Origin of the sequence: Phenylobacterium sp. VNQ135, from assembly GCF_049445735.1 — a bacterium.
Lineage (GTDB): Bacteria > Pseudomonadota > Alphaproteobacteria > Caulobacterales > Caulobacteraceae > Phenylobacterium.
This window is the reverse complement of the sequence record NZ_JBMSDS010000003.1, coordinates 562,146-585,679: the sequence shown is the minus strand read 5'-3', so window position 1 is coordinate 585,679 and position 23,534 is coordinate 562,146. Positions and strand designations below refer to the sequence as shown.

At 68.1% G+C, this 23,534-nt stretch carries 23 protein-coding genes; 1 reads left to right on the top strand and 22 read right to left on the bottom strand.

Annotated elements, in window-relative coordinates; all coding sequences use genetic code 11:
- Nucleotides 1-42: 42 nt before the first annotated feature.
- From frr to sidA, 8 genes are all read right to left on the bottom strand, one after another.
- Entirely contained in the window at nucleotides 43-609 is a 567-nt protein-coding gene (gene frr, locus ACO2Q0_RS14040) for a ribosome recycling factor (RefSeq protein WP_423352123.1), read from the bottom strand.
- Nucleotides 610-658: 49 nt separating this feature from the next.
- A complete protein-coding gene (gene pyrH / locus ACO2Q0_RS14035) occupies nucleotides 659-1,378 on the bottom strand; it encodes a UMP kinase (protein WP_423352122.1) in 720 nt (239 codons plus the stop codon).
- 108 nt (nucleotides 1,379-1,486) lie between these two features.
- Complete coding sequence (gene tsf, locus ACO2Q0_RS14030; RefSeq protein ID WP_423352121.1) at nucleotides 1,487-2,422, bottom strand: translation elongation factor Ts; 936 nt, start codon at nucleotides 2,420-2,422, stop codon at nucleotides 1,487-1,489.
- A gap of 87 nt (nucleotides 2,423-2,509) precedes the next feature.
- Nucleotides 2,510-3,388, bottom strand: a complete 879-nt coding sequence (gene rpsB / locus ACO2Q0_RS14025) for a 30S ribosomal protein S2 (protein ID WP_423352120.1) — start codon at nucleotides 3,386-3,388, stop codon at nucleotides 2,510-2,512.
- Between the two features lie 177 nt (nucleotides 3,389-3,565).
- Entirely contained in the window at nucleotides 3,566-4,249 is a 684-nt protein-coding gene (locus ACO2Q0_RS14020; RefSeq protein WP_423352119.1) for a GNAT family N-acetyltransferase, read from the bottom strand.
- A gap of 74 nt (nucleotides 4,250-4,323) precedes the next feature.
- A complete protein-coding gene (locus ACO2Q0_RS14015; RefSeq protein ID WP_423352118.1) occupies nucleotides 4,324-4,605 on the bottom strand; it encodes a hypothetical protein in 282 nt (93 codons plus the stop codon).
- A gap of 5 nt (nucleotides 4,606-4,610) precedes the next feature.
- A complete protein-coding gene (dnaE, locus tag ACO2Q0_RS14010; RefSeq protein WP_423352117.1) occupies nucleotides 4,611-8,048 on the bottom strand; it encodes a DNA polymerase III subunit alpha in 3,438 nt (1,145 codons plus the stop codon).
- Nucleotides 8,049-8,079: 31 nt separating this feature from the next.
- On the bottom strand, nucleotides 8,080-8,169 hold the full coding sequence (gene sidA / locus ACO2Q0_RS14005) for a cell division inhibitor SidA (RefSeq protein ID WP_423352116.1): 90 nt from the start codon (nucleotides 8,167-8,169) through the stop codon (nucleotides 8,080-8,082).
- Between the two features lie 308 nt (nucleotides 8,170-8,477).
- Here sidA and ACO2Q0_RS14000 point away from each other — a divergent pair, with 308 nt between their 5' ends.
- On the top strand, nucleotides 8,478-9,518 hold the full coding sequence (locus ACO2Q0_RS14000; protein ID WP_423352115.1) for a hypothetical protein: 1,041 nt from the start codon (nucleotides 8,478-8,480) through the stop codon (nucleotides 9,516-9,518).
- Nucleotides 9,519-9,528: 10 nt separating this feature from the next.
- Here ACO2Q0_RS14000 and ACO2Q0_RS13995 read toward each other — a convergent pair whose 3' ends face one another.
- The 14 genes from ACO2Q0_RS13995 to nuoI all read right to left on the bottom strand — a co-directional run bounded on the left by ACO2Q0_RS13995 (nucleotide 9,529) and on the right by nuoI (nucleotide 23,533).
- Complete coding sequence (locus ACO2Q0_RS13995) at nucleotides 9,529-10,218, bottom strand: ABC transporter ATP-binding protein (RefSeq protein ID WP_423352114.1); 690 nt, start codon at nucleotides 10,216-10,218, stop codon at nucleotides 9,529-9,531.
- The gene (locus ACO2Q0_RS13990; RefSeq protein WP_423352275.1) at nucleotides 10,211-11,446 is read right to left on the bottom strand and encodes a lipoprotein-releasing ABC transporter permease subunit; all 1,236 of its coding nucleotides are present in this window, start codon (nucleotides 11,444-11,446) and stop codon (nucleotides 10,211-10,213) included. Before ACO2Q0_RS13990 ends, ACO2Q0_RS13995 begins: the two co-directional genes overlap by 8 nt.
- A 56-nt stretch (nucleotides 11,447-11,502) precedes the next feature.
- Complete coding sequence (gene proS, locus ACO2Q0_RS13985) at nucleotides 11,503-12,822, bottom strand: proline--tRNA ligase (RefSeq protein WP_423352113.1); 1,320 nt, start codon at nucleotides 12,820-12,822, stop codon at nucleotides 11,503-11,505.
- 116 nt (nucleotides 12,823-12,938) lie between these two features.
- Complete coding sequence (locus ACO2Q0_RS13980) at nucleotides 12,939-13,199, bottom strand: DUF1467 family protein (protein WP_423352112.1); 261 nt, start codon at nucleotides 13,197-13,199, stop codon at nucleotides 12,939-12,941.
- Entirely contained in the window at nucleotides 13,199-13,621 is a 423-nt protein-coding gene (gene mce / locus ACO2Q0_RS13975; protein WP_423352111.1) for a methylmalonyl-CoA epimerase, read from the bottom strand. The genes ACO2Q0_RS13980 and mce overlap by 1 nt, the downstream gene beginning before the upstream one ends.
- A gap of 51 nt (nucleotides 13,622-13,672) precedes the next feature.
- The gene (locus ACO2Q0_RS13970) at nucleotides 13,673-15,352 is read right to left on the bottom strand and encodes a ribonuclease J (RefSeq protein WP_423352110.1); all 1,680 of its coding nucleotides are present in this window, start codon (nucleotides 15,350-15,352) and stop codon (nucleotides 13,673-13,675) included.
- On the bottom strand, nucleotides 15,352-16,125 hold the full coding sequence (locus ACO2Q0_RS13965; protein WP_423352109.1) for a type III pantothenate kinase: 774 nt from the start codon (nucleotides 16,123-16,125) through the stop codon (nucleotides 15,352-15,354). Before ACO2Q0_RS13965 ends, ACO2Q0_RS13970 begins: the two co-directional genes overlap by 1 nt.
- An 8-nt stretch (nucleotides 16,126-16,133) precedes the next feature.
- A complete protein-coding gene (locus ACO2Q0_RS13960; RefSeq protein ID WP_423352108.1) occupies nucleotides 16,134-16,874 on the bottom strand; it encodes a biotin--[acetyl-CoA-carboxylase] ligase in 741 nt (246 codons plus the stop codon).
- 4 nt (nucleotides 16,875-16,878) lie between these two features.
- Entirely contained in the window at nucleotides 16,879-18,309 is a 1,431-nt protein-coding gene (nuoN, locus tag ACO2Q0_RS13955) for an NADH-quinone oxidoreductase subunit NuoN (RefSeq protein ID WP_423352107.1), read from the bottom strand.
- A gap of 11 nt (nucleotides 18,310-18,320) precedes the next feature.
- Nucleotides 18,321-19,805 carry an NADH-quinone oxidoreductase subunit M gene (locus tag ACO2Q0_RS13950; protein WP_423352106.1) on the bottom strand — a complete coding sequence of 495 codons (1,485 nt, stop codon included), beginning with the start codon at nucleotides 19,803-19,805 and terminating at the stop codon, nucleotides 18,321-18,323.
- 15 nt (nucleotides 19,806-19,820) lie between these two features.
- On the bottom strand, nucleotides 19,821-22,037 hold the full coding sequence (nuoL, locus tag ACO2Q0_RS13945; RefSeq protein WP_423352105.1) for an NADH-quinone oxidoreductase subunit L: 2,217 nt from the start codon (nucleotides 22,035-22,037) through the stop codon (nucleotides 19,821-19,823).
- Between the two features lie 11 nt (nucleotides 22,038-22,048).
- Nucleotides 22,049-22,354: an NADH-quinone oxidoreductase subunit NuoK gene (gene nuoK / locus ACO2Q0_RS13940; protein ID WP_423352104.1), complete on the bottom strand. Its 306-nt coding sequence runs from the start codon at nucleotides 22,352-22,354 to the stop codon at nucleotides 22,049-22,051.
- The gene (locus ACO2Q0_RS13935; protein WP_423352103.1) at nucleotides 22,351-22,977 is read right to left on the bottom strand and encodes an NADH-quinone oxidoreductase subunit J; all 627 of its coding nucleotides are present in this window, start codon (nucleotides 22,975-22,977) and stop codon (nucleotides 22,351-22,353) included. The genes nuoK and ACO2Q0_RS13935 overlap by 4 nt, the downstream gene beginning before the upstream one ends.
- 64 nt (nucleotides 22,978-23,041) lie before the next feature.
- Nucleotides 23,042-23,533, bottom strand: a complete 492-nt coding sequence (nuoI, locus tag ACO2Q0_RS13930) for an NADH-quinone oxidoreductase subunit NuoI (protein ID WP_309093106.1) — start codon at nucleotides 23,531-23,533, stop codon at nucleotides 23,042-23,044.
- Nucleotide 23,534 lies beyond the last annotated feature (1 nt).

Below are 23,534 nucleotides of genomic sequence, written 5' to 3'. Positions count from 1 at the left end.
TTGGGGACGATCCTGGAAGGCGATCCGGCGAAACGCGCCGGGTCAGACCTGCATGATCTCTTGTTCCTTGGTTTTCAAGGCTTCGTCGATCCGCTTGATGGCCTCATCGGTCATCTTCTGGACGTCGGTCTCCATCCGCTTCTCTTCGTCCTGGCTGATGACGTTGTCCTTCTGGGCCTTGCGCAGGTCCTCGTTCGCGTCGCGGCGGATGTTGCGGACGGCCACGCGCTGCTGCTCGGCGTACTTGCCGGCGATCTTGGCGAGGTCCTTACGGCGCTCTTCGGTCAGCGGCGGGATCGGGATGCGCAGGTTCTGGCCGTCGACGACCGGATTGAGGCCCAGGTCTGACTGGCGGATCGCCTTCTCTACAGAGACGACCATGCCGCGGTCCCAGACGTTGACGCTGATCATCCGCGGCTCGGGCACGCTGACGGCGGCCACCTGGTTCAACGGCATGCTGGAGCCGTAGGCCTCGACGTGGATCTGGTCGAGAAGGCTGGCCGAGGCGCGGCCGGTGCGCAGCGACCCGAACTCCTCCTTCAGCGCCGCGACGGCCTTCTCCATGCGATCCTTGTACCTGGAAAGCACCGGCTTCTCGGTGGTGGCCATGACGGTTCGGTCTCCCGTTCGAATTCGATCTGCGGCTGAAACTAGGCCGCTAGGCGATGGTGGTGAAGGTCCCCTCGCCTTGCAGCACCTTCAGGAAGTTGCCCCGCTCGCGGATGGAGAACACCACGATCGGGATCTGGTTGTCGCGCATCAGGCTGACCGCCGAGGCGTCCATCACCTTCAGGTCCTTGGCCAGCACGTCGGTGTAGCTCAGGGTCTCGTAGCGCTCGGCCGAGGCGTCCTTCTTCGGGTCGGCCGTATAGACGCCATCCACGCTGGTGCCCTTGAAGAGGGCCTCGCAGCCCATTTCGGCGGCGCGCAGCGCGGCGCCGGAATCCGTTGTGAAGAACGGCGCCCCGACGCCGGCGGCGAAGATCACCACGCGGCCCTTCTCCAGGTGCCGCTGAGCGCGGCGGCGGATGTAGGGCTCGCAGACCGCCTCCATCGGGATGGCGGACTGCACGCGGGTATAGACGCCGATCTTCTCGAGCGCGGCCTGCACGGCCAGGGCGTTCATCACCGTGGCCAGCATGCCCATGTAGTCGGCCTGGGCGCGCTCCATCCCACGGCCGGCGAGCGAGACGCCGCGAAAGATGTTGCCGCCGCCGATGACGAGGCAGAGCTGCACGCCCGTGCGCACCACCTCGGCGATGTCCTCGGCCGTCCGCTCCAGCGTGGCGGTGTCGATGCCGAACGGCTGGTCCCCCATCAGGACCTCGCCAGAAACCTTCAGCAGCACGCGGGTGTAGCGGGGTTTGGCGGCGGGCATGGAGACTCCGGAGTTCGGGCGACGGCGGCGGACGGAGTGTAGATACATCAAGGGCGCGGCGCGCGTCGAACGCGCCGCGCCCTCAACGGGTCACTTTCGGGTCGGGCCTTAGCCCGCCGAGGTCATCGAGGCGACTTCAGCCGCGAAGTCGTCCGTCTTCTTCTCGACGCCCTCGCCCAGCATGAAGCGCACGAAGCCCTTCACCGCGACGGGCGCGCCAGTCTGCTTGCTGACGTCGGCCAGCAGTTCCTCGATCGTCTGATCCGGGTTCATGACGAAGGGCTGCTTCAGGAGCACCACTTCTTCCTGCCACTTCCGGATGCGGCCCTCGACCATCTTCTCGGCGATCTCGCGGGGCTTGCCCGATTCCATCGCCGTCTGGGTCTGGATCTCGCGCTCCTTGGCGACGACTTCCGGATCCAGGTCGCTCGAGTTGAGCGCCAGCGGCGGGGTCGGCGTGCCGGCCACGTGCATGGCGATCTTGCGGCCCACGTCCTTCAGCACCGCCTGGTCGCCGGCGCCTTCAAGGGCCACCAGCACGCCGAGACGGGCCACGCCCTCGCCCTGCACGTTGTGCAGGTAGAGCGACACGGCGCCTTGCTCGACGGTCAGACGCTCGGTGCGGCGCAGACGCATGTTCTCGCCGATCGTCGCGATCAGGCCCGTGATCATGTCGTTGATCACTTCACCTTCCGCGGTCGTGGCGGTGTGCAGCGTGTCCAGCGCCTCATGGATGAGGGCGGTGGCGGCGATGCGGCGGGCGGCGTCCTGGAACTTGTCGTTCTTGGCGACGAAGTCGGTTTCGGCGTTCAGCTCGATGAGCACGCCGGACTTGCCGTCGGCGCTCGTGAGGCCGGCGACCAGGCCTTCGGCCGCGGCGCGGTCCGACTTCTTGGCCGCCTTCGACAGGCCCTTCGTGCGCAGCCAGTCGGCCGCGGCTTCGATGTCGCCGCCGTTCTCCTGCAGGGCCTTCTTGCAGTCCATCATGCCCGCGTCAGTTTTTTCGCGCAGTTCCTTGACCAGCGCAGCGGTGATCTCCGCCATGGTGGGCTCCTTCAAAGCTAGGATCGTGACGAGCCCTTATGGGGGCCCGTCATCAGAGTTTCGTGTCAGCGAAGCGCCGGTTGGCGCTTAGCCTGCCTGTTCTTCGCTCGCCGCATCGGCCGCGGGAGCTTCGGCGCCGGTCATCTCGGCTTCGAGGGCCGCGGCTTCCGGCGCGGTGACCTCGGGTTCGGCCGCCGGGGCTTCCGGCGTCAGCTCACGCGCCAGGCTGGGCTCGATCGGGGCTTCCGAAGCGCCCAGGTCCACGCCGGCGGCCGACTGGCCGGCGGCGAGGCCGTCGAGGATCGCGTCGGCCATCAGGTCGCAGTAGAGCTGGATGGCGCGGGCCGCGTCGTCGTTGCCCGGGATCGGATAGGTGATGCCGTCCGGATTGCAGTTCGTGTCCAGGATCGCGATGACCGGGATGTTCAGCTTCCGGGCTTCCTGGATCGCGATCGCTTCCTTGTTGGTGTCGATCACGAACATCAGGTCGGGGATGCCGCCCATGTCCTTGATGCCGCCCAGCGACAGCTCCAGCTTGTCCTTCTCGCGGGTCAGGGTGAGCAGTTCCTTCTTGGAACGGCCCTGGCCTTCGCCGGCGACGACGCCTTCCAGTTCGCGCAGGCGCTGGATCGAACCCGACACGGTGCGCCAGTTGGTGAGCGTGCCGCCCAGCCAGCGGTGGTTCACGTAGTACTGGGCGCAACGCTTGGCCGCGGCGGCCAGCGGATCGGAGGCCTGGCGCTTCGTGCCGACGAACAGGATCCGGCCGCCGCCCGCGGCGACCTCACGGACCTTCACCAGCGCCTGGTGCAGCAGCGGGATCGTCTGCGACAGGTCGATGATGTGGATGTTGGAACGGGCGCCGAAGATGTACTTGTCCATCTTCGGGTTCCAGCGGTGCGTCTGGTGGCCGAAGTGGGCGCCGGCTTCCAGCAGCTGGCGCATGGAGAAATCAGGCAGAGCCATCGTCTGTTATCTCGTCTTTCTTCCGGTTGAACCTCCGCAGGCAACCCTCCCGAGGGAGGACCGGAACGGTGATGGGCGGGATGTCTCCCCGACCACGCCGAACGCCTGCGTGTGGATTGAGGCGCGCATGTAGGGGCTAAGCGCCCGAATTGCAAGCCTTCCGCCCTCGGCGGCGGCTCAGGCCGGCTCGAGGAAACTCACCTGGACCGCCCGACGCCGTCGCCAGCCCAGCCGCTCATAGAGCGCGATGGCCCGGGTATTGTGGTCGTAGGCGTGCAGGAAGGCGGTCTCTCCGCGGTCCAGGATGGCGCGCGTAACCAGGCTCATCAGGCCGGCGGCGTAACCTCGGCCGAGGAAATCGGGGTGGGTGCAGACCGCGCTGACCTCGGTGTAGCCGGGCAGCCTCAGCCGCTCGCCGGCCATCGCCGCCAGCCGTCCGCCGACGCGCACGCCGATGAAGTCGCCAAGCCGATGGGTGCGGCTGAAGAACGGGCCAGGCTTGGTCAGCGTCGCCAGTTCCACCATCTCGGCCGCGTCATCGTCCCCCAGCCGGACAACGTCGAACGACACGGGTGCGAACACCGGCTCCGCGGCGACCATCTGGCTGATCGGATCGCCAAGCGTCACCGTGACGCCTTCCAGCCCGCGGGGCGGTTCGGCCTCGAACAGGGCCGCCGGGCCCGTCTCGCGCACCAGTGCGGCCAGGACGGCGACGTTCTCCGGCGACCGATCGGCGGCCGCAGCGAAGAGCCCGTACTCCGGCGCGAGGCGCCGTGCGCGATGGTCGCCGAGGGCAAGGTCCTCCTGCCGGGTCGTCAGCGCCGCCCAGACGGCGCGGTCGAGAGGATGTTCGCTCGTCATGCGGATTATCGACGCTCTACCCCGCCGCCGGGCGCCTGTCTGGCGGAGATCGGACGGGGCGGTGACGGGTCGGCCTAGAAGGTCGGCTTGCCGCCGTACACAGAGCCCGGCTTGAACGGCTTGTAGGGCTTGAAGGGCTCGGGCGCCTTCGGGGTCGCCGGCGAGGCGTAGGACCGCGTCGAGGGCGTGGGCGCTGGCGCCGTCGGACTGGGGAGCGGCTTGGGCTTGTAGGCGTCCGCCAGCGACGGCTGCTTGGGCATCTTCGGGGGCGAATTGGGAGAGAACGTCCCGTACCCCTGCGCCGCCGCCGCGCCGCCCGTGGAAACCGCGACCAGGGCCGCGAAAAGCACTGCCATTCTCATCAGACGTCCTCCACGAACACCACGCCCGGCGCAGTCTTGATCGCGCCCCGCACGGAGCCGTCCAGGGTGAAGCGGCCGGGCAGCTTCAGCTCGACCTCCCGACCCAGTTCCAGGGGAGCGACCAGGATGATCTCCCCGCCCCGCTCATTGGTGACGCCCTCCAGGCGCTTCTTCAAGGCTTCGATCTCGGCGCTGCGTGGAGCCAGGTGCACGCGCAGGCCCGCGACCACGTTGGCCACCGCCTTCTCGACGGGCTCGACGTTGTCGCCGAAGAAGCGGACTTCGCCTTCGTTCGCCTTGGCCCGGACGGTGATGGAGACGGCCTTGCCCGGCTCCAGCAGGTCGCGGCAGCGCTTGAGCGACTCCGGAGGGAACAGCACCTCGTATTCGCCCGTCGGGTCGGAGAACGTCACGAAGGCGAACTTCTCGCCCGAGCGCGAGGGCCGTTCCTGCTTGCGCCGAACGACGCCAGCCATCCGCAGGGCCTCGGCCCCGGCGGCGGCTTTGGCGACCGCGTCGGTCAGCAGATCGGTGCGCCGGCGGCGCAGGGCCTCGATCATGTCGTCCAGCGGGTGGCCCGAGAGGTAGAAGCCCACCGCCGCCAGTTCCTCGTCCAGGCGCTCCGTCGGCGTCCAGGGCTCGGCCCTGGTCAGCCGCGGGCGATGGCCGCCGGAGAGGTCGTCGCCGAACAGGCTGACCTTGCCCTCTGCGCGATCCGACGCCAGCGCCTGGCCATGGCCGATCAGCGCGTCCGCCGAGGCGATGAGTTCGGCGCGGTTCGGGTGGATCGCGTCGAAGGCGCCGGCCCGCGCCAACGTTTCGAAGGTCCGCTTGTTGACCTGCTTGGGGTCGACCCGCTCGACGAAGTCGAAGATGTCCCGGAAGGGGCCGCCGTCCCGTCGCACCTGCACCAGGTGCTCCATGGCCTGCAGGCCCACGTTGCGGATGGCGCCCAAGGCGTAAAGCACCTCGCCATTCTCCACCTCGAAGTCGGCGGCCGAGCGGTTCACACAGGGCGGCCGGATCTTCACGCCGAAGCGCTTGGCGTCCTGGTAGAAGACCGAGAGCTTGTCGGTGTTGGCGATATCGAGGCTCATCGAGGCCGCGAAGAACTCGACGGGCGCGTTCGCCTTCAGCCAGCCGGTCTGGTAGCTCACGAAGGCGTAGGCCGCGGCGTGGGACTTGTTGAAGCCGTAGCCGGCGAACTTGTCCACGAGGTCGAAGATCGCGCCCGCCTGGGCGCCAGGCACGCCCTTGGCCTCGGCGCCCGAGATGAACCGCGCCCGCTGGAGGTCCATCTCCTCCTTCTTCTTCTTGCCCATGGCCCGCCGCAACAGGTCGGCTTCGCCAAGGCTGTAGCCCGCCAGGATCTGGGCGATCTGCATCACCTGTTCCTGGTAGACGATGATGCCGTAGGTCTCCTTGAGGACGCCTTCCAGCGACGGGTGCAGATAGTCGATCGGCTTGCGGCCGAACTTGCAGTCCACGAAGGTCGGGATGTTGTCCATCGGGCCCGGCCGGTACAGCGCGCCGATGGCGGTGACGTCTTCGATGGAGTTGGGCCGGAGCTGGCGCAGGGCGTCGCGCATGCCCTGACCTTCGAACTGGAAGACGCCGATAGTCTGGGCGTTGCTCATCAGTTCGTAGGTCGGCGGGTCGTCCAGCGGCAGGGTGTCCATATCCACCGCCGCACCGCGCTTCTCGAGATGCTTCACAGCCCGGTCGATCACGGTCAGGGTCTTCAGCCCCAGGAAGTCGAACTTCACCAGACCCGCGCTCTCGACCCACTTCATGTTGAACTGGGTGGCTGGGAGCTCCGAGCGGGGATCGCGATAGAGCGGCGTCAGCTGGGTGAGCGGTCGATCGCCGATGACCACGCCGGCCGCGTGGGTCGAGGCGTTGCGGTAGAGACCCTCAAGCTGCATGGCCACGGTGAGCAGGCGGTCGACCGCCTCGTCGCGCTGGCGCTCTTCCTTCAGCCGCGGCTCGATCTCGAGCGCCTGGGCGAGCGTCACCGGATTGGCCGGATTGGCCGGCACCATCTTCGCCAGCCGGTCGACCTGGCCGAGGGGAAGCTGAAGCACCCGGCCGACGTCGCGCAGCACCGCTCGCGCCTGCAGGGTGCCGAAGGTGATGATCTGCGCGACCTTGTCACGCCCGTAGCGCTGCTGGACGTAGCTGATCACCTCCTCCCGCCGCTCCTGGCAGAAGTCGATGTCGAAGTCGGGCATCGAGACCCGCTCGGGATTCAGGAAGCGCTCGAACAGCAGCCCGTAGCGCAGCGGGTCCAGGTTGGTGATGGTCAGCGAATAGGCCACCAGCGAGCCCGCGCCCGACCCCCGCCCCGGCCCAACCGGGATACCCCGCGCCTTGGCCCACTTGATGAAGTCCGAGACGATCAGGAAGTAGCCCGGGAACCCCATCTGAGTGATCACCTGGATCTCACGTTCCAGGCGGGCCTCGTAGTCCTCGGCCGGGAAGGCGTTCGCCTGGCCGGCGGCCATACGGGCTTTCAGCCCTTCACGCGCCTGGTGGGCCAGTTCGTCAGCTTCGGACCGGCCGGCGTCTGTCGTGAAGCGGGGCAGCAGCGGATCGCGCTTGTGCACCATGAAGGCGCAGCGCCGGGCGATATCGAGGGTGTTGTCGCAGGCCTCCGGCAAGTCCTGGAACAGCGCCCGCATGTCGGAAGGCGACTTGAACCAGTGCTCGGCAGTGATACGCCGCCGCTCGTCCTGGCCCACGAAGCTGCCGTCGGCGATGCACAGCAGGGCGTCATGCGCCTCGTGCATCTGCGGGTTCTTGAAATAGACGTCGTTGGTGGCGACCAGCGGGACGTCTTCCTCGTAGGCGAACGCCACCAGGCCGCCCTCGGCCGCAGCTTCCCCAGCCATGCCGTGCCGCTGCAGCTCGACATAGAACCGGTCGCCGAACGCCCGCTTCATCTCGGCGAGAGCCGCCCGGCCCTCCTTGTCCTTGCCGGCCGCAAACAGGTGGTCGACGGGGCCGTCCGGGCCGCCGGACAGCAGGATCAGGCCCGCCGCCTTCTCGCAAACCGTCGCCCAGGGAACATGCGGCTCCTCAGTCGCCTCGGCGTCCACATAGGCCTTGGACGAGAGTTCGCAGAGATTGAGGTATCCCTCCTCCGACTGGGCCAGCAGCACCACGGTGGGGTTCTTCGCCCAGCGCTCAGGCGGCTTGTCGCCGATGCCGGAGACGGGCAGCGCGCAACCGATGATCGGCTGCACGCCGGAGCCCTTGGTCGCGACGGAGAACTCCAGCGCCCCGAAGAGATTGGCCCGATCCGTCAGGGCCACGGCCGGCATGTGCCAGGCCTTGGCGAGATCGCCGATCTTGTCGGCCTTGATCGCGCCTTCCAGCAGCGAATAGGCGGACCGGACCCGCAGGTGGACGAAGCCTTCGCTCGTATCCCCGCTCAAACTGGCCCACTCCCCCATTCGCGACATGGCGTCAGCTCACGACGGACGCCAGTTGGCACACCATCCAGACAAAGCTGGCGACCGAGCCAAAGGCCAGCGATTCCCGCGCCAAGCGAACCATGTGTCGCATCCTTCCTGTGGGCCGTCCTGTGGACGAGCGTTGGGTAGTTCCGTTTTCGTTCCTATTCCTCTTTTGTTCTCATCGTCAAGCCTGCTATATGCTTGGCTGGAATCAGGGGGGGTGACGGCATGCGTGTTCTCGCGGGTTTTGTGGCCCTATTCGCGACCGCGACGGCGCACGCCCAGACGCCAGCGTCTGACCAGATGTTCCAGATGGCGCCTGCCGCCAGTTGCGCACCAGCTCTGGGCGAAGCCGGCAAGGCCGTGAAGTTCCCCGACACGTTGTCCAGCGGACAGCGTGGCGGCCTGATGAGCGCCATATTCCTGACGCTGCACAACCCCGCCGGCGCCGACCTATGGCCCGAGGAAGAGGTCGGGAAGGCGCCGCCCTGCCCGGTGGCGCGGTTCACTGCGGACGACCGCGTCTGGACGATCAGCGGGGGCTCCGGAAACCTGCCGGTCCGATGGATCCGGGCGCCGGACCGGCCGGACATCTTCTTCCTGATGACGGGCCCCGCGCTCGCCGACGCCGAAGCCTGGGACAAGGCCGGCCGCCGCGGCCTGCCGTCCGCCAGCGCCAAGCCCGGCTATTATCTTGTCAGCCGCAGGCAGGGCATGAACTTCCTGATCAAGGCCTATGACGGTCCTCCGTCAGCCCGGACCCTGGCGGACGACGCGACGGCGCTGCTCCAGAGAAAGGCGCCGCCGCTCGCGGTTCATGATCCTGTCGGCGACGCGATCAGCCTCTACATGCCGACAGAAGCGGGCGACCAGGTGGAGATCTTCCGCCCGCAGGACATCGGCGCGGGCGGGTATGCCGCGATCTACTATCCCGACGGTCATTTCTTCACTTACCCGGCGGCCGAAGACGACGATTCGTACGTCATGCGCGGTTCGGGGTTCGCCTGCACCGAAGCGATGGGGTCTTTCAAACGGCGGCGCGTCGGCATCCACAGCCCCAGCGACGCCGGTCTCGAACTCGGCTGTGAGCTGACCAGCGACAATGGGTACATGGACATCCTGGTGACCCACAGGCCTTCGCCGGCGCAGGACAAGGCGACCTGGGAGGCCGCCATCGCGGAGTTCGAGAAGGAGACCGGCGTCCTTCGGAGGCTCTCGGCCCCGAAGATGGGGCCGCGGGAGTCGTTCCAAGGCGGCCGCAACTGGCTCGGCGCAGAAGGCAACGTCTACCTGATCTTCTTCATGCGCCGGGGCGAGTACGTCATCGAGATCCGCCAGATGCATGATCGCGAGAGCCTTGAAGGCGCCAACCAGGCGCTGATGGCGCTCTTGGAACAGGTCGACCTCCCCGACGCCAAGTCGGCGGAGGGCTGGCGGGCCCGCCGCTAGGGCCTCGATCCTAAGGCTTTGTCCAGGGCTCCAGCCGCCCGTCCTTCAGCGTCAGCACGCGATCCATATGGCTCGCGAGCTCGAGGTTGTGGGTGGCCACCAGGGCGGCCACGCCCTGGCTGCGGGCGAGGCCATAGAGGTTCTCGAACACGCCCTCCGAGGTCTTCGGGTCGAGATTGCCCGTGGGCTCGTCGGCCAGGAGGATGCGCGGCGAGTTGGCCAGCGCCCGTGCGATGGCCACCCGCTGCTGCTCGCCCCCCGAGAGCTGCGCCGGCTGATGGTGCGTCCGGTCTCTCAGTCCCAGTTCGGCGAGGAGCACGGCCGCGCGTTCCTGCGCCGCCTTGCGGCTCTTGCCGGCGATCATCTGGGGCAACGCCACGTTGTCGAGGGCCGAGAACTCCGGCAGCAGGTGGTGGAACTGGTAGACGAAGCCGACCGTCGCCAGCCGCACCCGCGTCCGCTCGTTCTCGCCGAGGTTCGAGCAGTCGCGCCCCAGCACCGTGATCCGGCCGGCATCGGGATGCTCCAGCAGTCCGGCCGCGTGCAGCAGCGACGACTTGCCCGACCCCGAGGGGCCGATCAGCCCGACGATCTCGCCGGGGTTGAGGTCGAGGTCGGCCCCGCGCAGCACTGTCAGCGCTCCGGCCGCCGTGCGGTAGGTGCGCTCCAGGCCGCGGATGGAGAGGACGGGCTCACTCATAGCGGAGCGCCTCCACCGGATCGATCCGCGAGGCGCGCCAGGCGGGGGCCAGGGTGGCGACAAAGCTCATCCCGAGCGCCCAGGCCGTGATGATCAGCACCTCGGCCGCATCCACCTTCGCCGGGATGTGCGAGAGGAAATAGACGTCGGACGAGAAGACCGTGGCCCCCGTCGCCCACTCCACCAGATCCTGGATCTGCTCGATGTAGACGCAGAAGAGCACGCCCAGCAGCAGCCCGGCGATTGTGCCCAGCACGCCCACGGCCGCGCCCGACATGAAGAAGATCCGCATGATCGAGCCCTGCCCCGCGCCCATGGTGCGCAGGATCGCGATATCCCGGCCCTTGTTCTTCACCAGCATCACCAGGCCCGAGATGATGTTCATCGCCGCGATGGCCACGAGCAGCATCAGGATCAGCCGCATGACGTTGCGTTCGATCTTGAGCGCGCCCCAGAACGAGCTGTCGCGCTGGGTCCAGTCGGTGACGATGCCGGCCGGGCCTGCGGCCATGCCGATGGCGGCCTTCATACGCTCTGCATGGTCGGGATCGGTGACCCGCACCTCGATCGCATCGGCTGTCCCCTCGCGCCCGAAGAAGAGCTGGGCCTGCTCGAACGGCATGAAGATGTAGGCCTGGTCGTACTGGCTCATGCCGACGCTGAAGGTGGCGCCGACCACGTACTCCTTCTGCATGGGCGTGCCGCCGAACGCCGTGGCTCCGCCCGAGGGCGAGATCAGGCCCAGGACGTCGCCGGGCGCCACCCCCAGCGACTGAGCCAGCCGTTCGCCGATGACAATGGTCTCGCCGCCGTACTCGCCGACGCCGAAGTCCTTGAGGGAGCCCTTGGTGATGTTGCCCGAGATCAGCTCGGTGGCCTGTAGGTCCTTCGGCGTCACGCCGCGGACGATCGCGCCGGAGATCTGCGTCGGGCCCAGGGCGATGGCCTGCGCCTCCACGATCGGGGCCGCCTGCACGACGTTCGGCACCTGCAGCAGCCGTTGCACCGCCGCGTCGCGCTCGACACCATCCAGCACGCCGCCGGTGACGTAGACGTGGCCCTGGAAGCCCAGGATGCGCGTCAGCATCTCAGCCCGGAAGCCGTTCATGACGCTCATGACGATGATCAGCACCGCCACGGCCAGCATGATGCCGATGAACGAGATGACCGAGATCAGCGCGACGCCGCCCTGGCTCCGCTTGGCGCGCAGATAGCGCCCCGCAAGCATCCGCTCCCAGTAGCCGAAGGGCGGAGCCGTCCCGCCTGCGACAGCGCCGCCGTTCTTCACCCGGTGATGACCTTCAAGGCGTCCTCGAGCGGCAGCGTCTGACGCTCGCCCGTGGCCCGCCGCTTGAGTTCCACGACGCCTTCGGCGACGCCCTTCGGACCCACGATCAGTTGCCACGGGATGCCCACGAGATCCAGCGAGGCGAACTTGGCGCCCGGCCGCTCGTCGCGGTCGTCCAGCACCGGCTCCTTGCCGGCCGCCTGCAGGGCCCGGTAGGCCTGCTCGGCGACCGCGTCGACCGCCGCCTCGCCCGGCCGCAGGTTGACAACGGCCGCGCCGAACGGCGCGACGCTGTCCGGCCAGATGATGCCGCCATCGTCGTGGCTGGCCTCGATGATCGCGCCCACGAGGCGGGAGACGCCGACGCCGTACGACCCCATGTGGACCGGCGCGTCCTTACCGTCCGGCCCCGTGACTTTGGCATTCATCGGCTTCGAGTACTTCTCGCCGAAGTAGAAGATGTGACCGACCTCGATGCCGCGGGCGGTCATCCGCTTGTCCTCGGGCGCCTCGGCCTCGAAACGTGCGGCGTCGTGCATCTCGTCGCTGGCGGCGTAGAGGCGGGTGCGCTGCTGGACCAGCGGCTCGAGATCGCCGTCCCAGTCGATGTCGGGACCGGGCGCGCCCATCTCCACCAGATCCCGATGGGCGAAGACCTCGCTCTCGCCGGTCTCGGCCAGGATGATGAACTCGTGGCTCAGGTCGCCACCGATGGGGCCGGTGTCGGCCCGCACCGGGATCGCCTGCAGGCCCAGCCGCGAATAGATGTTCAGATAGGCCAGGAACATCCGGTTGTAGGCGCGCCGGGCCGACGCCTCGTCGACGTCGAAGGAATAGGCGTCCTTCATCAGGAACTCGCGGCCGCGCATCACCCCGAAGCGGGGTCGGCGCTCGTCGCGGAACTTCCACTGGATGTTGTAAAGATTCTTGGGCAAGTCCTTGTAGGATTTCACATAAGCCCGGAAGATGTCGGTGATGACCTCTTCGGCCGTGGGGCCGTACAGCAGGTCCCGCTCGTGGCGATCCTTGATGCGCAGCATCTCCTCGCCGTAGTCGTCGTAGCGGCCGCTCTCGCGCCACAGGTCGGCGAGCTGCAGCGTGGGCATCAGCACCTCGACGGCGCCGGCGCGGTCCATCTCCTCGCGGACCACCTGCTCGATCTTCTTGAGCACCTTCAGCCCCAGCGGCAGCCAGGCGTAGATGCCGGCGGCCTCCTGCCGGATCATGCCGGCGCGCAGCATGAGCTGGTGCGAGACGATCTGGGCGTCCGAGGGCGCCTCGCGCAACGTCGGCATGAAGTAACGCGAAAGGCGCATCGTCTCGGGTGTCCTAAGGATTCAAGGCGGCAAAGAGGCGCGTTGATAGCCTCCCCCGCCGAAGCTTGGCAACGCGGCTGTCGCGGTTCCGATCCCGCAGCCCCATCGGGGCGGCGCTAGTAGCCCGACGGCAATGCGGGCAGCTTCACAAGACCGAACTGGACCACGGCGAAGATCACGGCGAAGACGACCGCCGAAATCCAGGTGGTCGTCAGGAATTTCTGCTTCAGCTTCGGGTCCACCGGGGCGGCCGGATCTCCGCCGTCGCCCTTGTTGATGCCGGCCTCGTGGTGGCTCTGCACGCCCCACGGCAGCACCGCGAACAGCACCGTCCACCAGATCGTCAGGTAGATCGCGACGGCGGTGATCGGGCCCATCAGTGCGCCCCTTTCGGCGTTTCCATCAGCTCGACGAGCACGCCGCCCATGTTCTTCGGATGGACGAAGATCACCGGCGTCCCGTGCGCCCCGATGCGCGGCTGGCCGTTGTTCAGCACCGTCGCGCCCTTGGCGGCCATGTCGTCGCGCGCGGCGATGATGTCCTCCACCTCGAAGCAGACATGGTGCTGGCCGCCGGCCGGGTTCTTTTCGAGGAAGCCCTTCAGCGGCGAGTTGTCGCCGGCCGGCTCGATCAGCTCGATCTGGCTGTTCGGCAGGTCGACGAAGCAGACCCAGACGCCCTGCTCGGGCATGACGAACTTCTCGCCGATCTTCGTCGCGCCGAGCACGTCGCGATACAGCTTCACCGCTTCGTCGATCGACGGCGTGGCGACGCCCACGTGATTGAGTTTCCCGATCATGCCGTGCGTATACGCCGCCTCGCGCCCGGCGGCGAGATCACGTTGCGGAACTCAGACCCGGAGCACCGTCGTCTCGACGACCGGACGGCGGCCCCAGATGCGCTGGCTGGCCTTTTTCACGGCGCGGGAGATGGCGGTCTCGATGGCGTCGTCCACCTCCCGCTCCTCGCCCTTCATGCGCTTCAGGGCCTCCTCGGCCTCGTCGGCCAGATCGTCGAGGGCCTCCTCCAGCGGATAGTCCTCGTCGGTCGGCAGGCCCAGCGCCCTCACCTGCGGCCCCGCGGCGATCTTGTTGCGCCCGTCCAGCACGACGGAGACCGCGATCATGCCGTTGTACGACGCATGGCGCCGCTCGCGGAGCGCATCGCCGTTCTCGGGCGTCAGCACGCCGGCGTCGACGAACAGCCGGCCCGACGGCACCTCGTCGATCACCTCGGCGCGTCCCGGCGCCAGGCGCACCATGTCGCCATTGCGGGGCGTCACCTGCTGCGGGATCTGCAGGTCACGCGCGAAGGCGGCGTGCTCCATCAGGTGGCGGCGTTCGCCGTGGGTGGGCACCGCGATCTGCGGCCGCGCCCAGCGGTACATCTCGGCCAGCTCGTCGCGGCACGGATGTCCGGAAACGTGGATGCCCGGGTGGTCGCGCTCGGTGTAGAGGCGCACGCCGCGCTCGGTGAGCTTGTTCTGCAGGTTGCGGATCGGGATCTCGTTGCCGGGGATCACGCGGCTGGAGAACACCACGGCGTCGCCGGCGCCCAGGCTGACATGCGGGTGCGTGCCGTCCGCGATGCGCGCCAGCGCCGCGCGCGGCTCGCCCTGGCTGCCGGTGCACAGGTAGAGCACCTGGTTGTCCGGCAGATGCTTGGCCTCGGTGTCGTCGAGGAACGGCTGCACGTCCTGCATCAGGCCGACCGACTTCGCGGCCGAGGCCATGCGGTGCATCGAGCGGCCGACGAGGCAAACCCGGCGGCCGGCGGCCTCGGCGGCGCGGATCACGCTGTCCATCCGGGCGACATTGGAGGCGAAGCAGGCCACCGCCACCTTGCTCTTCAGGCCGCCGATCAGCGGCGTCAGGGCCTCGCGGACCTCGGCCTCTGAGCCGGCGTGGCCTGGCTGGAAGACGTTGGTCGAGTCGCAGACCATCGCCAGCACGCCCTCGTCGCCGAGTTCGCGGATGCGGTCCTGGTCGGTCGGGCCGCCCAGCAGCGGGTCGGGGTCGATCTTCCAGTCGCCGGTGTGCAGAACGACGCCCAGCGGCGTGCGGATCGCCAGGCCGTTGGGCTCGGGGATCGAATGGGTGAGCGTGATGAGCTCCAGGCTGAACGGCCCAAGCTCGATCTTGCCGCCCAGCGGCACCTCGGTGATCGCCGCCTCTTCCAGCAGGTCGGCCTCGCGCAGTTTTTCCCGCAGGACGAAGGCGGTGAAGGGCGTGGCGTAGATCGGCGCCTTCAGGCGCGGCCACAGCCAGGCGACGGCCCCGATATGGTCCTCGTGCGCGTGGGTCAGCACGATGCCCAGGATGCGGTCGGCGTATTCCTCGATGAACTCGGGATCCGGCAGGATCACCTCGACGCCGGGCGTGGTCTGGTCGCCGAAGGTGACGCCCAAGTCGACGACGATCCATTTGCGGTCGTGCGCCGGGCCGAAGCCATAGAGGTTGAAGTTCATGCCGATCTCGTTCGACCCGCCCAGCGGCAGGAAGACGAGTTCGTCGGTGTCGATATTGGCCATCAGGCGCGACCCGTGTTGCGGCGCCAGATTTCCAGCATGCCGCGAATGGTGAGATCGGAATCGAAGTGGTCGATGGCGTGCGTCGCGCCGTGGAACAGCGAGGCGACGCCACCGGTCGCCACGACCGTCAGCTGCTCGTTCCGCTCGGCCTTGATGCGGGCGATCAGCCCCTCGATGAGGGCGATGTAGCCCCAGAACACACCCGACTGCATCGCGCCCACGGTATCTGTCCCCACGACCTTCTGCGGCTTCTGGATCGCGACCCTCGGAAGTTTCGCCGCTGCGTTGTGCAACGCCTCCATGGACAGGTTGATCCCCGGCGCGATCACCCCGCCTTCGAACCCGCCGTCCGCGGCGATGACGTCGAAGGTCGTGGCGGTGCCGCTGTCGATGACGATGAGCGGCCCGGAATAGACCACGTGCGCGCCGATGGCGTTCACCAGCCGGTCGGCTCCGGCCTCGGAGGGCTTGTCGATGCGCACGGGAATGCCGAGCTCGGCATTTTCGCCGATCACCAGCGGCTCCACCTTAAGATAGCGCCGGGCGAGGTTGCGCAGGTTGAAGATCGACTGCGGCACGACGCTCGAGACGATGCAGCCGTCGAACGCCCCCAGCGCCAGGCCCGCCATCGCCAGGAGCTGCGACAGCCACACGGCGTATTCGTCGGCGGTCCGGCTGGAATCCGTCGCCGCCCGCCACTGGGCGATCCAGCGCTCGCCGTCGTGCACGGCGAAAAGCGTGTTGGTGTTCCCCTGTTCGATGGCCAGCAGCATCGCTTCCCTCACACGCCCCCGAAGAACACGTCGCCTGCCGTTATGCGCTCAAGCCCGCCGTCGTCCAGCCTCAGCCGCAGGGCGCCGTCGGCGTCCATGCCCTCGGCCACGCCCGAGAGCGTGCGGTTCGGCAACCTGGCCTCGCAGCGGTCTCCCAGGCCGATGGCGCGTTCGGTCCAGGCCTCGGCGATCGCGGCGAAGCCGCGGGTGGCCCAGGCGCCGCGCCAGCGCTCGAAAGCGGTCGCCAGCACCTCCAGCGCGGCCAGCGGCTCGGGCGGGCGGCCTTGCATGTAGTCGGCGAACGCGGTCGCAGGCCGCTCCACATCCTGCGGCGCGTGAGCGAGGTTCACTCCTATGCCCACCGCCAGCCAGAGCCGGCCGTCCGCCCTGGCGCCCGATTCGACCAGGATCCCGACCGCCTTGCGGCCATGGATCAGCACGTCGTTCGGCCATTTCAACCGGGCCGTGCCGACTCCCAGGCAGGCGTCTGCCAGGTCGCAGGCGGCCAGCGCCGCCACGAAGGAGAGCTGCGCCGCCTCCGCGGCCGGCCGGTCCGTGACGGTCAGCAGGGTGGCGGCAAGATTGCCCTTCTGCGTAGACCAGGCGCGACCGCGACGGCCGCGGCCCGCGGTCTGCAGCGCCGCGGTTATCCAGACCGGTCCCGCCTCGCCCACCTCGGCCCGTCGGCGGGCCTCGGCATTGGTGGAGTCGAGGCTGTCGTAGGCCTCGATCGGCGGATGATCGGCCAACCGGTTAGGCCAGGCCGAAGGCGCGGGCGGCGTTCGCGGCGAGCGGGTCCAGCCAGGTCAGGGCGATCAGCACGACCGGGAACGAGAACAGCGCCAACACGACGGCGACGCCCTTGGCTTCCATCGGCGGCTTGTCGGTCGCCGAGGTGGACGCATCGAACCACATCACCTTGAGCAGGCGCAGGTAGTAGAACGCGGCCACGACCGAGCCCACGAGGCCCAGCACGGCCGGGACCCAGAGGCCGGCGTCCAGCGCCGCCTTGAACACGTAGAACTTGGCCCAGAAGCCGGAGAACGGCGGCAGGCCCAAGGCCGACAGCGAGAAGGCCGTCATGGCCAGCGCGATGCCCGGCTGTTCCTTGATGAGCCCCGCCATGTCGTCGATGGACTCCATCGACCGGCCCTGGCGCGACAGCGCCGCGAGGCAGGCGAAGAAGCCCGTCACGTCGATCATGTAGAGCACCATGAAGACGAGCATCGCCTGCACGCCTTCCTGGGTGCCGGCAGCGAGACCGAGCGCCGCGTAGCCGATGTTAGCGATCGACGAGTAGGCCCACAGCCGCTTCAGGTTCTTCTGAACGAGGCCGGCGAAAGCGCCGACGGCGACCGAAATCAGGGCGATGGCGACCATCACCTGCTGCCACTGGCCCGTGGCGCCGGGGAAGCCTTCGGTCAGCGCGCGGGCGAACAGCACCATGGCGGCCAGCTTCGGCGCGGCGGCGAAGAAGGCCACGACCGGCGTGGGCGCGCCTTCATAGACGTCCGGCGTCCACATGTGGAACGGCGCGGCCGAGACCTTGAACGCCAGGCCGCAGATCAGGAACACCAGCCCGAACAGCACGCCCGTGTTGGCGCCGCCCTGCACGGCGACGGCGATGTCGCCGAACACCGTCGACCCGGCGAAGCCGTAGATGAGGCTCGCGCCATAGAGCAGCAGGCCCGACGAGAGCGCGCCCAGCACGAAGTACTTCAGGCCGGCCTCCGACGCCTTGGCGTCGTCGCGGTGCATGGCGGCCATGACGTAGAGCGCCAGCGAATGCAGCTCGACGCCGACGTACAGCGAGATCAGGTCGCCGGCCGAAGCCATCATGCCCATGCCCAGCGCCGCCAGCAGGATCAGCACCGGGAACTCGAAGTTCTTCACGCCGCGGCGCTCGAACCACGGCTGGGCCAGCGGGATGGCGATGGCCGAAGCCACGTAGATCGCCACCTTCGAAAAGGCCGAGGCCGCGTCCGAGATCAGGCCGCCGCCGAAGGCGACGCCGAACGGCTGCGTGGCGGCGGCGACGGCGGCGCCCAGCAGGGCGACGACGGCGGCCGCGCTGACGGCGGCGGTGGCGCGCGGAGCGAAGGCGCCCACGACCAGCAGCACGAGCGCGCCGGCGGCGAGGATCAGCTCCGGGAAGGCGAGCGAGAGGTCGGCAGCGAAGTTCATCTAGTGGCCCCTCACCCGCCGATGGCCGCCCGGTAGGCAGCGACGAGCTGGTCCACCGAGGCCGCGGTCAGGTTGAAGACGGAGTTGGGCTGGACGCCCAGGTACAGGGTGGAGACGATCAGCGGCGCGAAGATCGCCACCTCACGCCAGTCGAGATCGGTGATGGCGGCGAGCTTCGGATTGGTGAGTTCGCCGAAGACCACCCGGCGGTACAGCGTCAGCGCATAGACCGCCGACAGGATCACGCCGGTGGCGGCCAGGAACGCCGTCCACGTCGAGGCCTGGTAGGCGCCCGTCATGGTCAGAATCTCGCCCACGAAGCCCGAGGTGCCCGGCAGGCCGACGTTGCCCATGGTGAACAGCATGAACACGGCCGCGTACCACGGCATGCGGTTCACGAGGCCGCCGTAGAAGGCGATCTCGCGGGTGTGCATGCGGTCGTACACGACGCCGACGCAGAGGAAGAGCGCGCCCGAGATGACGCCGTGGCTGATCATCTGGAACAGGGCGCCCTGCTCGCCGGCCGCATTGCCCGAGAAGATGCCCATGGTCACGAAGCCCATGTGGGCCACGGACGAGTAGGCGATCAGCTTCTTGATGTCGGTCTGCCGGAAGGCGACCAGCGAGGTGTAGATCACCGCGATCACCGACATGGCGAACACCAGCGGCGCGAACAGTTCCGAGGCGTTCGGGAACATCGGCAGGCTGAAGCGCATGAAGCCGTAGCCGCCCATCTTCAGCAGGATGCCGGCCAGGATGACCGAGCCCGCCGTCGGCGCTTCCACGTGGGCGTCCGGAAGCCAGGTGTGGACCGGCCACATCGGCATCTTCACGGCGAAGGAGGCGAAGAACGCCAGCCACAGCCAGGTCTGCACCCCGGCCGGGAAGTCATAGGCCATCAGCTCGGGGATCGAGGCCGTGCCGGTCGCGCCGATCATGTAGAGGATCGCCGCCAGCATGAGCACCGAGCCCAGCAGCGTGTAGAGGAAGAACTTGAACGCCGCGTACACCCGCCGCGCGCCGCCCCAGATGCCGATGATCAGGAACATCGGGACCAGGCCGAACTCGAAGAAGATGTAGAACAGCACGAGGTCGAGCGCGCAGAAGACGCCGATGACCAGCGTCTCCAGGATCAGGAACGCGATCATGTACTCCGGCACGCGCTTCTCGATGGAGCTCCACGAGGCGGCGATGCAGAGCGGCATCAGGAACGCGGTCAGCAGCACGAACAGGACCGAAATCCCGTCGACGCCCATCCGGTAGCTGAGGCCCGCGAACCAGGGCGCCTCTTCCAGGAACTGGAAGCCGGGATTGGCCGGGTCGAACTGGACGACCAGCAGGACCGACAGCGCGAAGGTGGCGAGCGTGGTGACGAGCGCGATCCACTTGGAGGCGTTCGCGACCTTGGCGTCGTCAGGCCGGCCCATGAGGCGCAGCGCCAGGATCCCGGCGACGCCGACCAGCGGGGCGTAGGTGATGAGGGAGAGAAGCGGCATTTATCGTTATCCCCCTCAGGCGTTCCAGGCCCACAGGGCGTAGGTCAGCAGGCCCGCGACGCCCAGCAGCATCACGAAGGCGTAGTGGTAGACGTAGCCGGACTGCAGGCGCCCGGCGCCCCGGCCCACGCGGACCGACAGCGCCGAGACGCCGTCGGGACCCAGGCCGTCGATGATCTTCTGGTCCCCGCCCTTCCAGAACAGGTCGCCCAGGAACTTCGCCCCGCGGACGAAGGTCGCCTGGTAGAGCTCATCGAAGAACCACTTGTTGTAGAAGAAGGTGTAGAGCGGCCCGCCGCGCGCGGCGAGGCGTGCGCCCAGACCTTCCTTCAGCAGATAGACGTAGGCCGCCACCAGCAGGCCGAGGACCGACGCCACCAGCGGCGCCAGGATTACCCAGACCGGTGCGTGATGCTCTTCCGCCGGCTGCTCCGCGGCCGGAGCCGGGATCGGGCCCGCGGCGTGCTGGGCGGCGTCGGTGGCGGCATGCTCGGCCGGAGCCGCAGCATGCGCCGCCGGCGCCGGGCCGTGGTGCTCCACGGGCGCGTTGTAGATGGCGCCGCGCCAGAACTCGGCCTTCTCGTCGCCGATGAACTGGTGATGGAAGGCGAAGCCCGCGGCGATGGCGCCGATCGACAGCACGATCAGCGGGATGCGCATGCTCCACGGGCTCTCGTGCGGCTGGTGGTCGCCATGGCCATGACCGTGGTCATGCGCACCGTGGGCATGTTCGTCGGCCAGCGGTTCGTCATGGCTCTCCGCCTGCGCGTGGCTGGCGTGATCGTCGTGGCCGTGATCGTGGTCGCGGTTGTGCCAGTGGTGCTCGAGGTCCTCCGGCGTCCATCGGGCGTGACCGTGGAACGTGAAGAACGCGAGGCGCCAGGAGTAGAAGGCCGTCAGGCCCGCCACCAGCACGCCGATGATGAAGGCGAACCAGCCGATGGCGTGGCCGGCCTGCGCCGCCTCGTAGGCCGCGTGGATGATCGCGTCCTTCGAGTAGAAGCCGGCGAAGCCCCAGTCGACGAACGGAATGCCAAGGCCGGTGATGGCGATCGTGCCGATGGTCATCACCGCGAAGGTGATCGGCAGGAACTTGGCCAGCGCGCCGTAGCGGCGCATGTCCTGCTCGTGGGCCATGCCGTGGATCACCGAGCCGGCGCCCAGGAACAGCAGCGCCTTGAAGAAGGCGTGGGTGAAGAGGTGGAACATGGCCGCCTGATAGGCGCCGACGCCCGCGGCGAAGAACATGTAGCCGAGCTGCGAGCAGGTCGAATAGGCGATGACCCGCTTGATGTCGTTCTGGGTCAGGCCGACGGTCGCGGCGAACAGCGCGGTGACGGCGCCGATCACGGTGACGATGTTCTTCGCCACCGGGGCGTACTCGAACATCGGCGACAGCAGGCAGACCATGTAGACGCCGGCGGTGACCATGGTGGCGGCGTGGATCAGGGCCGACACCGGCGTCGGGCCCTCCATCGCGTCGGGCAACCAGGTGTGCAGGAAGAACTGGGCCGACTTGCCCATCGCGCCGATGAACAGCAGGCCGCAGGCGAGGTCCATCAGACGCCAGTCGCGGCCGATGAATTCCCAGGTGCGGTCGGCGTTGGCGGCGATCTGCGGGAAGATCTCGGCGAACTGGATCGTCCCGAAGGCCCAGAACACCGTCATGATGCCCAGTGCGAAGCCGAAGTCGCCCACGCGGTTGACCACGAAGGCCTTGATCGAGGCGGCGTTGGCGGTGGGCTTCTTGAACCAGAAGCCGATCAGCAGGTAGCTCGCCAGGCCCACGCCTTCCCAGCCGAAGAAGAGCTGCATGAAGTCGGCGGCGCTGATCAGCGCCAGCATGGCGAAGGTGAAGAGCGAGAGATAGGCGAAGAACCGCGGCTTGTGCGGGTCCTCGGCCATGTAGCCCCACGAGTAGAGGTGCACGAGCGACGAGACGGTCGTCACCACCACCAGCATCACCGCCGACAGGCCGTCCAGGCGGAACGACCAGTTCGAGATGAAGTCGCCCACGTGGATGAAGGGCGCGTAGGTGACGGTGAACGGCTCGAGGCCGCCCCACGTCCAGCGGCTGAACACCACCCAAGACAGGATGGCGGACAGGAACAGGAAGCCGGTGGTGACGCTCTGCGAGACCTTGCTGGGGATCACGCGGCCGAACAGGCCAGCGGTGATCGCGCCCAGCAGCGGGCCGAACAGGATGACGGTGACGAGGACTTTCGGATCCATAGCGCTCGCGCTCAGCCCTTCATCATCGAGGCGTCGTCCACGGCGATGTCGCCGCGGTTGCGGAAGAAGGTGACCAGGATGGCCAGGCCCACGGCGGCCTCGGCGGCCGCGACGGTGAGCACGAACATGGCGAAGATCTGCCCCACCACGTCGCCCAGATAGACCGAGAACGCCACCAGGTTGATGTTCACCGCGAGCAGGATCAGCTCGACCGACATCAGGATGACGATGATGTTCTTGCGGTTCACGAAGATGCCGAAGACGCCGATCGTGAACAGGATCGCGGCGACGGCCAGATAGTGCGCTAGGCCGATCATTCCCCGATCCCCTCGCCCGGCTTGATGTCGATGACGCGCATGCCGCTCTTCGGCGTGCGCAGGACCTGGTCGGCGACCAGCTGGCGCTTCACGCCCGGCTTATGGCGCAGGGTGAGCACGATCGCGCCGATCATGGCGACCAGCAGCACCAGGCCCGAGGCCTGGAAGAAGTAGACGTAGTCCGTATAGAGCACCCGGCCGATCGCCTCGGCGTTGGTGACGTTGGCGCCAGCGCCGCCCGCCGCCATCGGGTGGTCATTGCCGCCCGCCGCGCCGCGCGTCGCCACGGTCGAGGAGACGACGATCATCTCGACGGCCAGGACGCCCGCGATCAACAGGCCCAGCGGCATGTAGCGGGCGAAGCCCTGCCGCAGGGCGGCGAAGTCGACGTCCAGCATCATGACCACGAAGAGGAACAGCACCGCGACGGCGCCCACGTAGACGACGACCAGCAGCATGGCGAGGAACTCCGCGCCCATCAGGACGAAGAGGCCCGCGGCCGAGAAGAAGGCCAGGATCAGCCACAGCACCGAGTGCACCGGGTTGCGCGCGGAGACCACGCCGAAACCGGCTGCGACGGTGACTGCCGCCATCAGATAGAATGCGATCGCCTGCAGGGCCATTCGGCTCGTCTTTCGTCCCTCAGATCAGCCGCCTCGAAGCGGCCGGCGGAATCGCGCCGCGGGTTTAGCGGTACGGCGCGTCCAGTTCCAGATTCTTCGCGATCTCGCGTTCCCAGCGGTCGCCGTTATCCAGCAGGCGCTCCTTGTCGTAGTAGAGCTCCTCGCGGGTCTCGACGGCGAACTCCAGGTTCGGCCCCTCGACGATGGCGTCCACCGGGCAGGCCTCCTGGCACAGGCCGCAGTAGATGCACTTCACCATGTCGATGTCGTAGCGGGTCGTCCGCCGGCTGCCGTCGGCGCGCGGTTCGGCCTCGATGGTGATGGCCTGGGCCGGGCACACGGCTTCGCACAGCTTGCAGGCGATGCAGCGCTCTTCCCCGTTGGGATAGCGACGCAGGGCGTGCTCGCCGCGGAACCTGGGGCTCTGGGGGTTGCGCTCGTGCGGGTACTGCACGGTCTTCTTGGGCCGCACCATGTGCTTCATGGCGAGGCCGAAGGCGCCGGCGAAATCCAGCAGGGCCGCGCCCTTCACCGCCTGACCGATCCGGTTCAGCATC

Excerpts from the sequence above, each read along its gene's own strand:
- frr (WP_423352123.1), bottom strand. The coding sequence starts at position 609 with ATGGCCACCACCGAGAAGCCGGTGCTTTCCAGGTACAAGGATCGCATG.
- pyrH (WP_423352122.1), bottom strand. The coding sequence starts at position 1,378 with ATGCCCGCCGCCAAACCCCGCTACACCCGCGTGCTGCTGAAGGTTTCT.
- tsf (WP_423352121.1), bottom strand. The coding sequence starts at position 2,422 with ATGGCGGAGATCACCGCTGCGCTGGTCAAGGAACTGCGCGAAAAAACT.
- rpsB (WP_423352120.1), bottom strand. The coding sequence starts at position 3,388 with ATGGCTCTGCCTGATTTCTCCATGCGCCAGCTGCTGGAAGCCGGCGCC.
- ACO2Q0_RS14020 (WP_423352119.1), bottom strand. The coding sequence starts at position 4,249 with ATGACGAGCGAACATCCTCTCGACCGCGCCGTCTGGGCGGCGCTGACG.
- ACO2Q0_RS14015 (WP_423352118.1), bottom strand. The coding sequence starts at position 4,605 with ATGGCAGTGCTTTTCGCGGCCCTGGTCGCGGTTTCCACGGGCGGCGCG.
- sidA (WP_423352116.1), bottom strand. The coding sequence starts at position 8,169 with ATGGTTCGCTTGGCGCGGGAATCGCTGGCCTTTGGCTCGGTCGCCAGC.
- ACO2Q0_RS14000 (WP_423352115.1), top strand. The coding sequence starts at position 8,478 with ATGAGCGCCATATTCCTGACGCTGCACAACCCCGCCGGCGCCGACCTA.
- ACO2Q0_RS13995 (WP_423352114.1), bottom strand. The coding sequence starts at position 10,218 with ATGAGTGAGCCCGTCCTCTCCATCCGCGGCCTGGAGCGCACCTACCGC.
- ACO2Q0_RS13990 (WP_423352275.1), bottom strand. The coding sequence starts at position 11,446 with ATGCTTGCGGGGCGCTATCTGCGCGCCAAGCGGAGCCAGGGCGGCGTC.
- proS (WP_423352113.1), bottom strand. The coding sequence starts at position 12,822 with ATGCGCCTTTCGCGTTACTTCATGCCGACGTTGCGCGAGGCGCCCTCG.
- ACO2Q0_RS13980 (WP_423352112.1), bottom strand. The coding sequence starts at position 13,199 with ATGGGCCCGATCACCGCCGTCGCGATCTACCTGACGATCTGGTGGACG.
- mce (WP_423352111.1), bottom strand. The coding sequence starts at position 13,621 with ATGATCGGGAAACTCAATCACGTGGGCGTCGCCACGCCGTCGATCGAC.
- ACO2Q0_RS13970 (WP_423352110.1), bottom strand. The coding sequence starts at position 15,352 with ATGGCCAATATCGACACCGACGAACTCGTCTTCCTGCCGCTGGGCGGG.
- ACO2Q0_RS13965 (WP_423352109.1), bottom strand. The coding sequence starts at position 16,125 with ATGCTGCTGGCCATCGAACAGGGGAACACCAACACGCTTTTCGCCGTG.
- nuoN (WP_423352107.1), bottom strand. The coding sequence starts at position 18,309 with ATGAACTTCGCTGCCGACCTCTCGCTCGCCTTCCCGGAGCTGATCCTC.
- ACO2Q0_RS13950 (WP_423352106.1), bottom strand. The coding sequence starts at position 19,805 with ATGCCGCTTCTCTCCCTCATCACCTACGCCCCGCTGGTCGGCGTCGCC.
- nuoL (WP_423352105.1), bottom strand. The coding sequence starts at position 22,037 with ATGGATCCGAAAGTCCTCGTCACCGTCATCCTGTTCGGCCCGCTGCTG.
- nuoK (WP_423352104.1), bottom strand. The coding sequence starts at position 22,354 with ATGATCGGCCTAGCGCACTATCTGGCCGTCGCCGCGATCCTGTTCACG.
- ACO2Q0_RS13935 (WP_423352103.1), bottom strand. The coding sequence starts at position 22,977 with ATGGCCCTGCAGGCGATCGCATTCTATCTGATGGCGGCAGTCACCGTC.
- nuoI (WP_309093106.1), bottom strand. The coding sequence starts at position 23,533 with ATGCTGAACCGGATCGGTCAGGCGGTGAAGGGCGCGGCCCTGCTGGAT.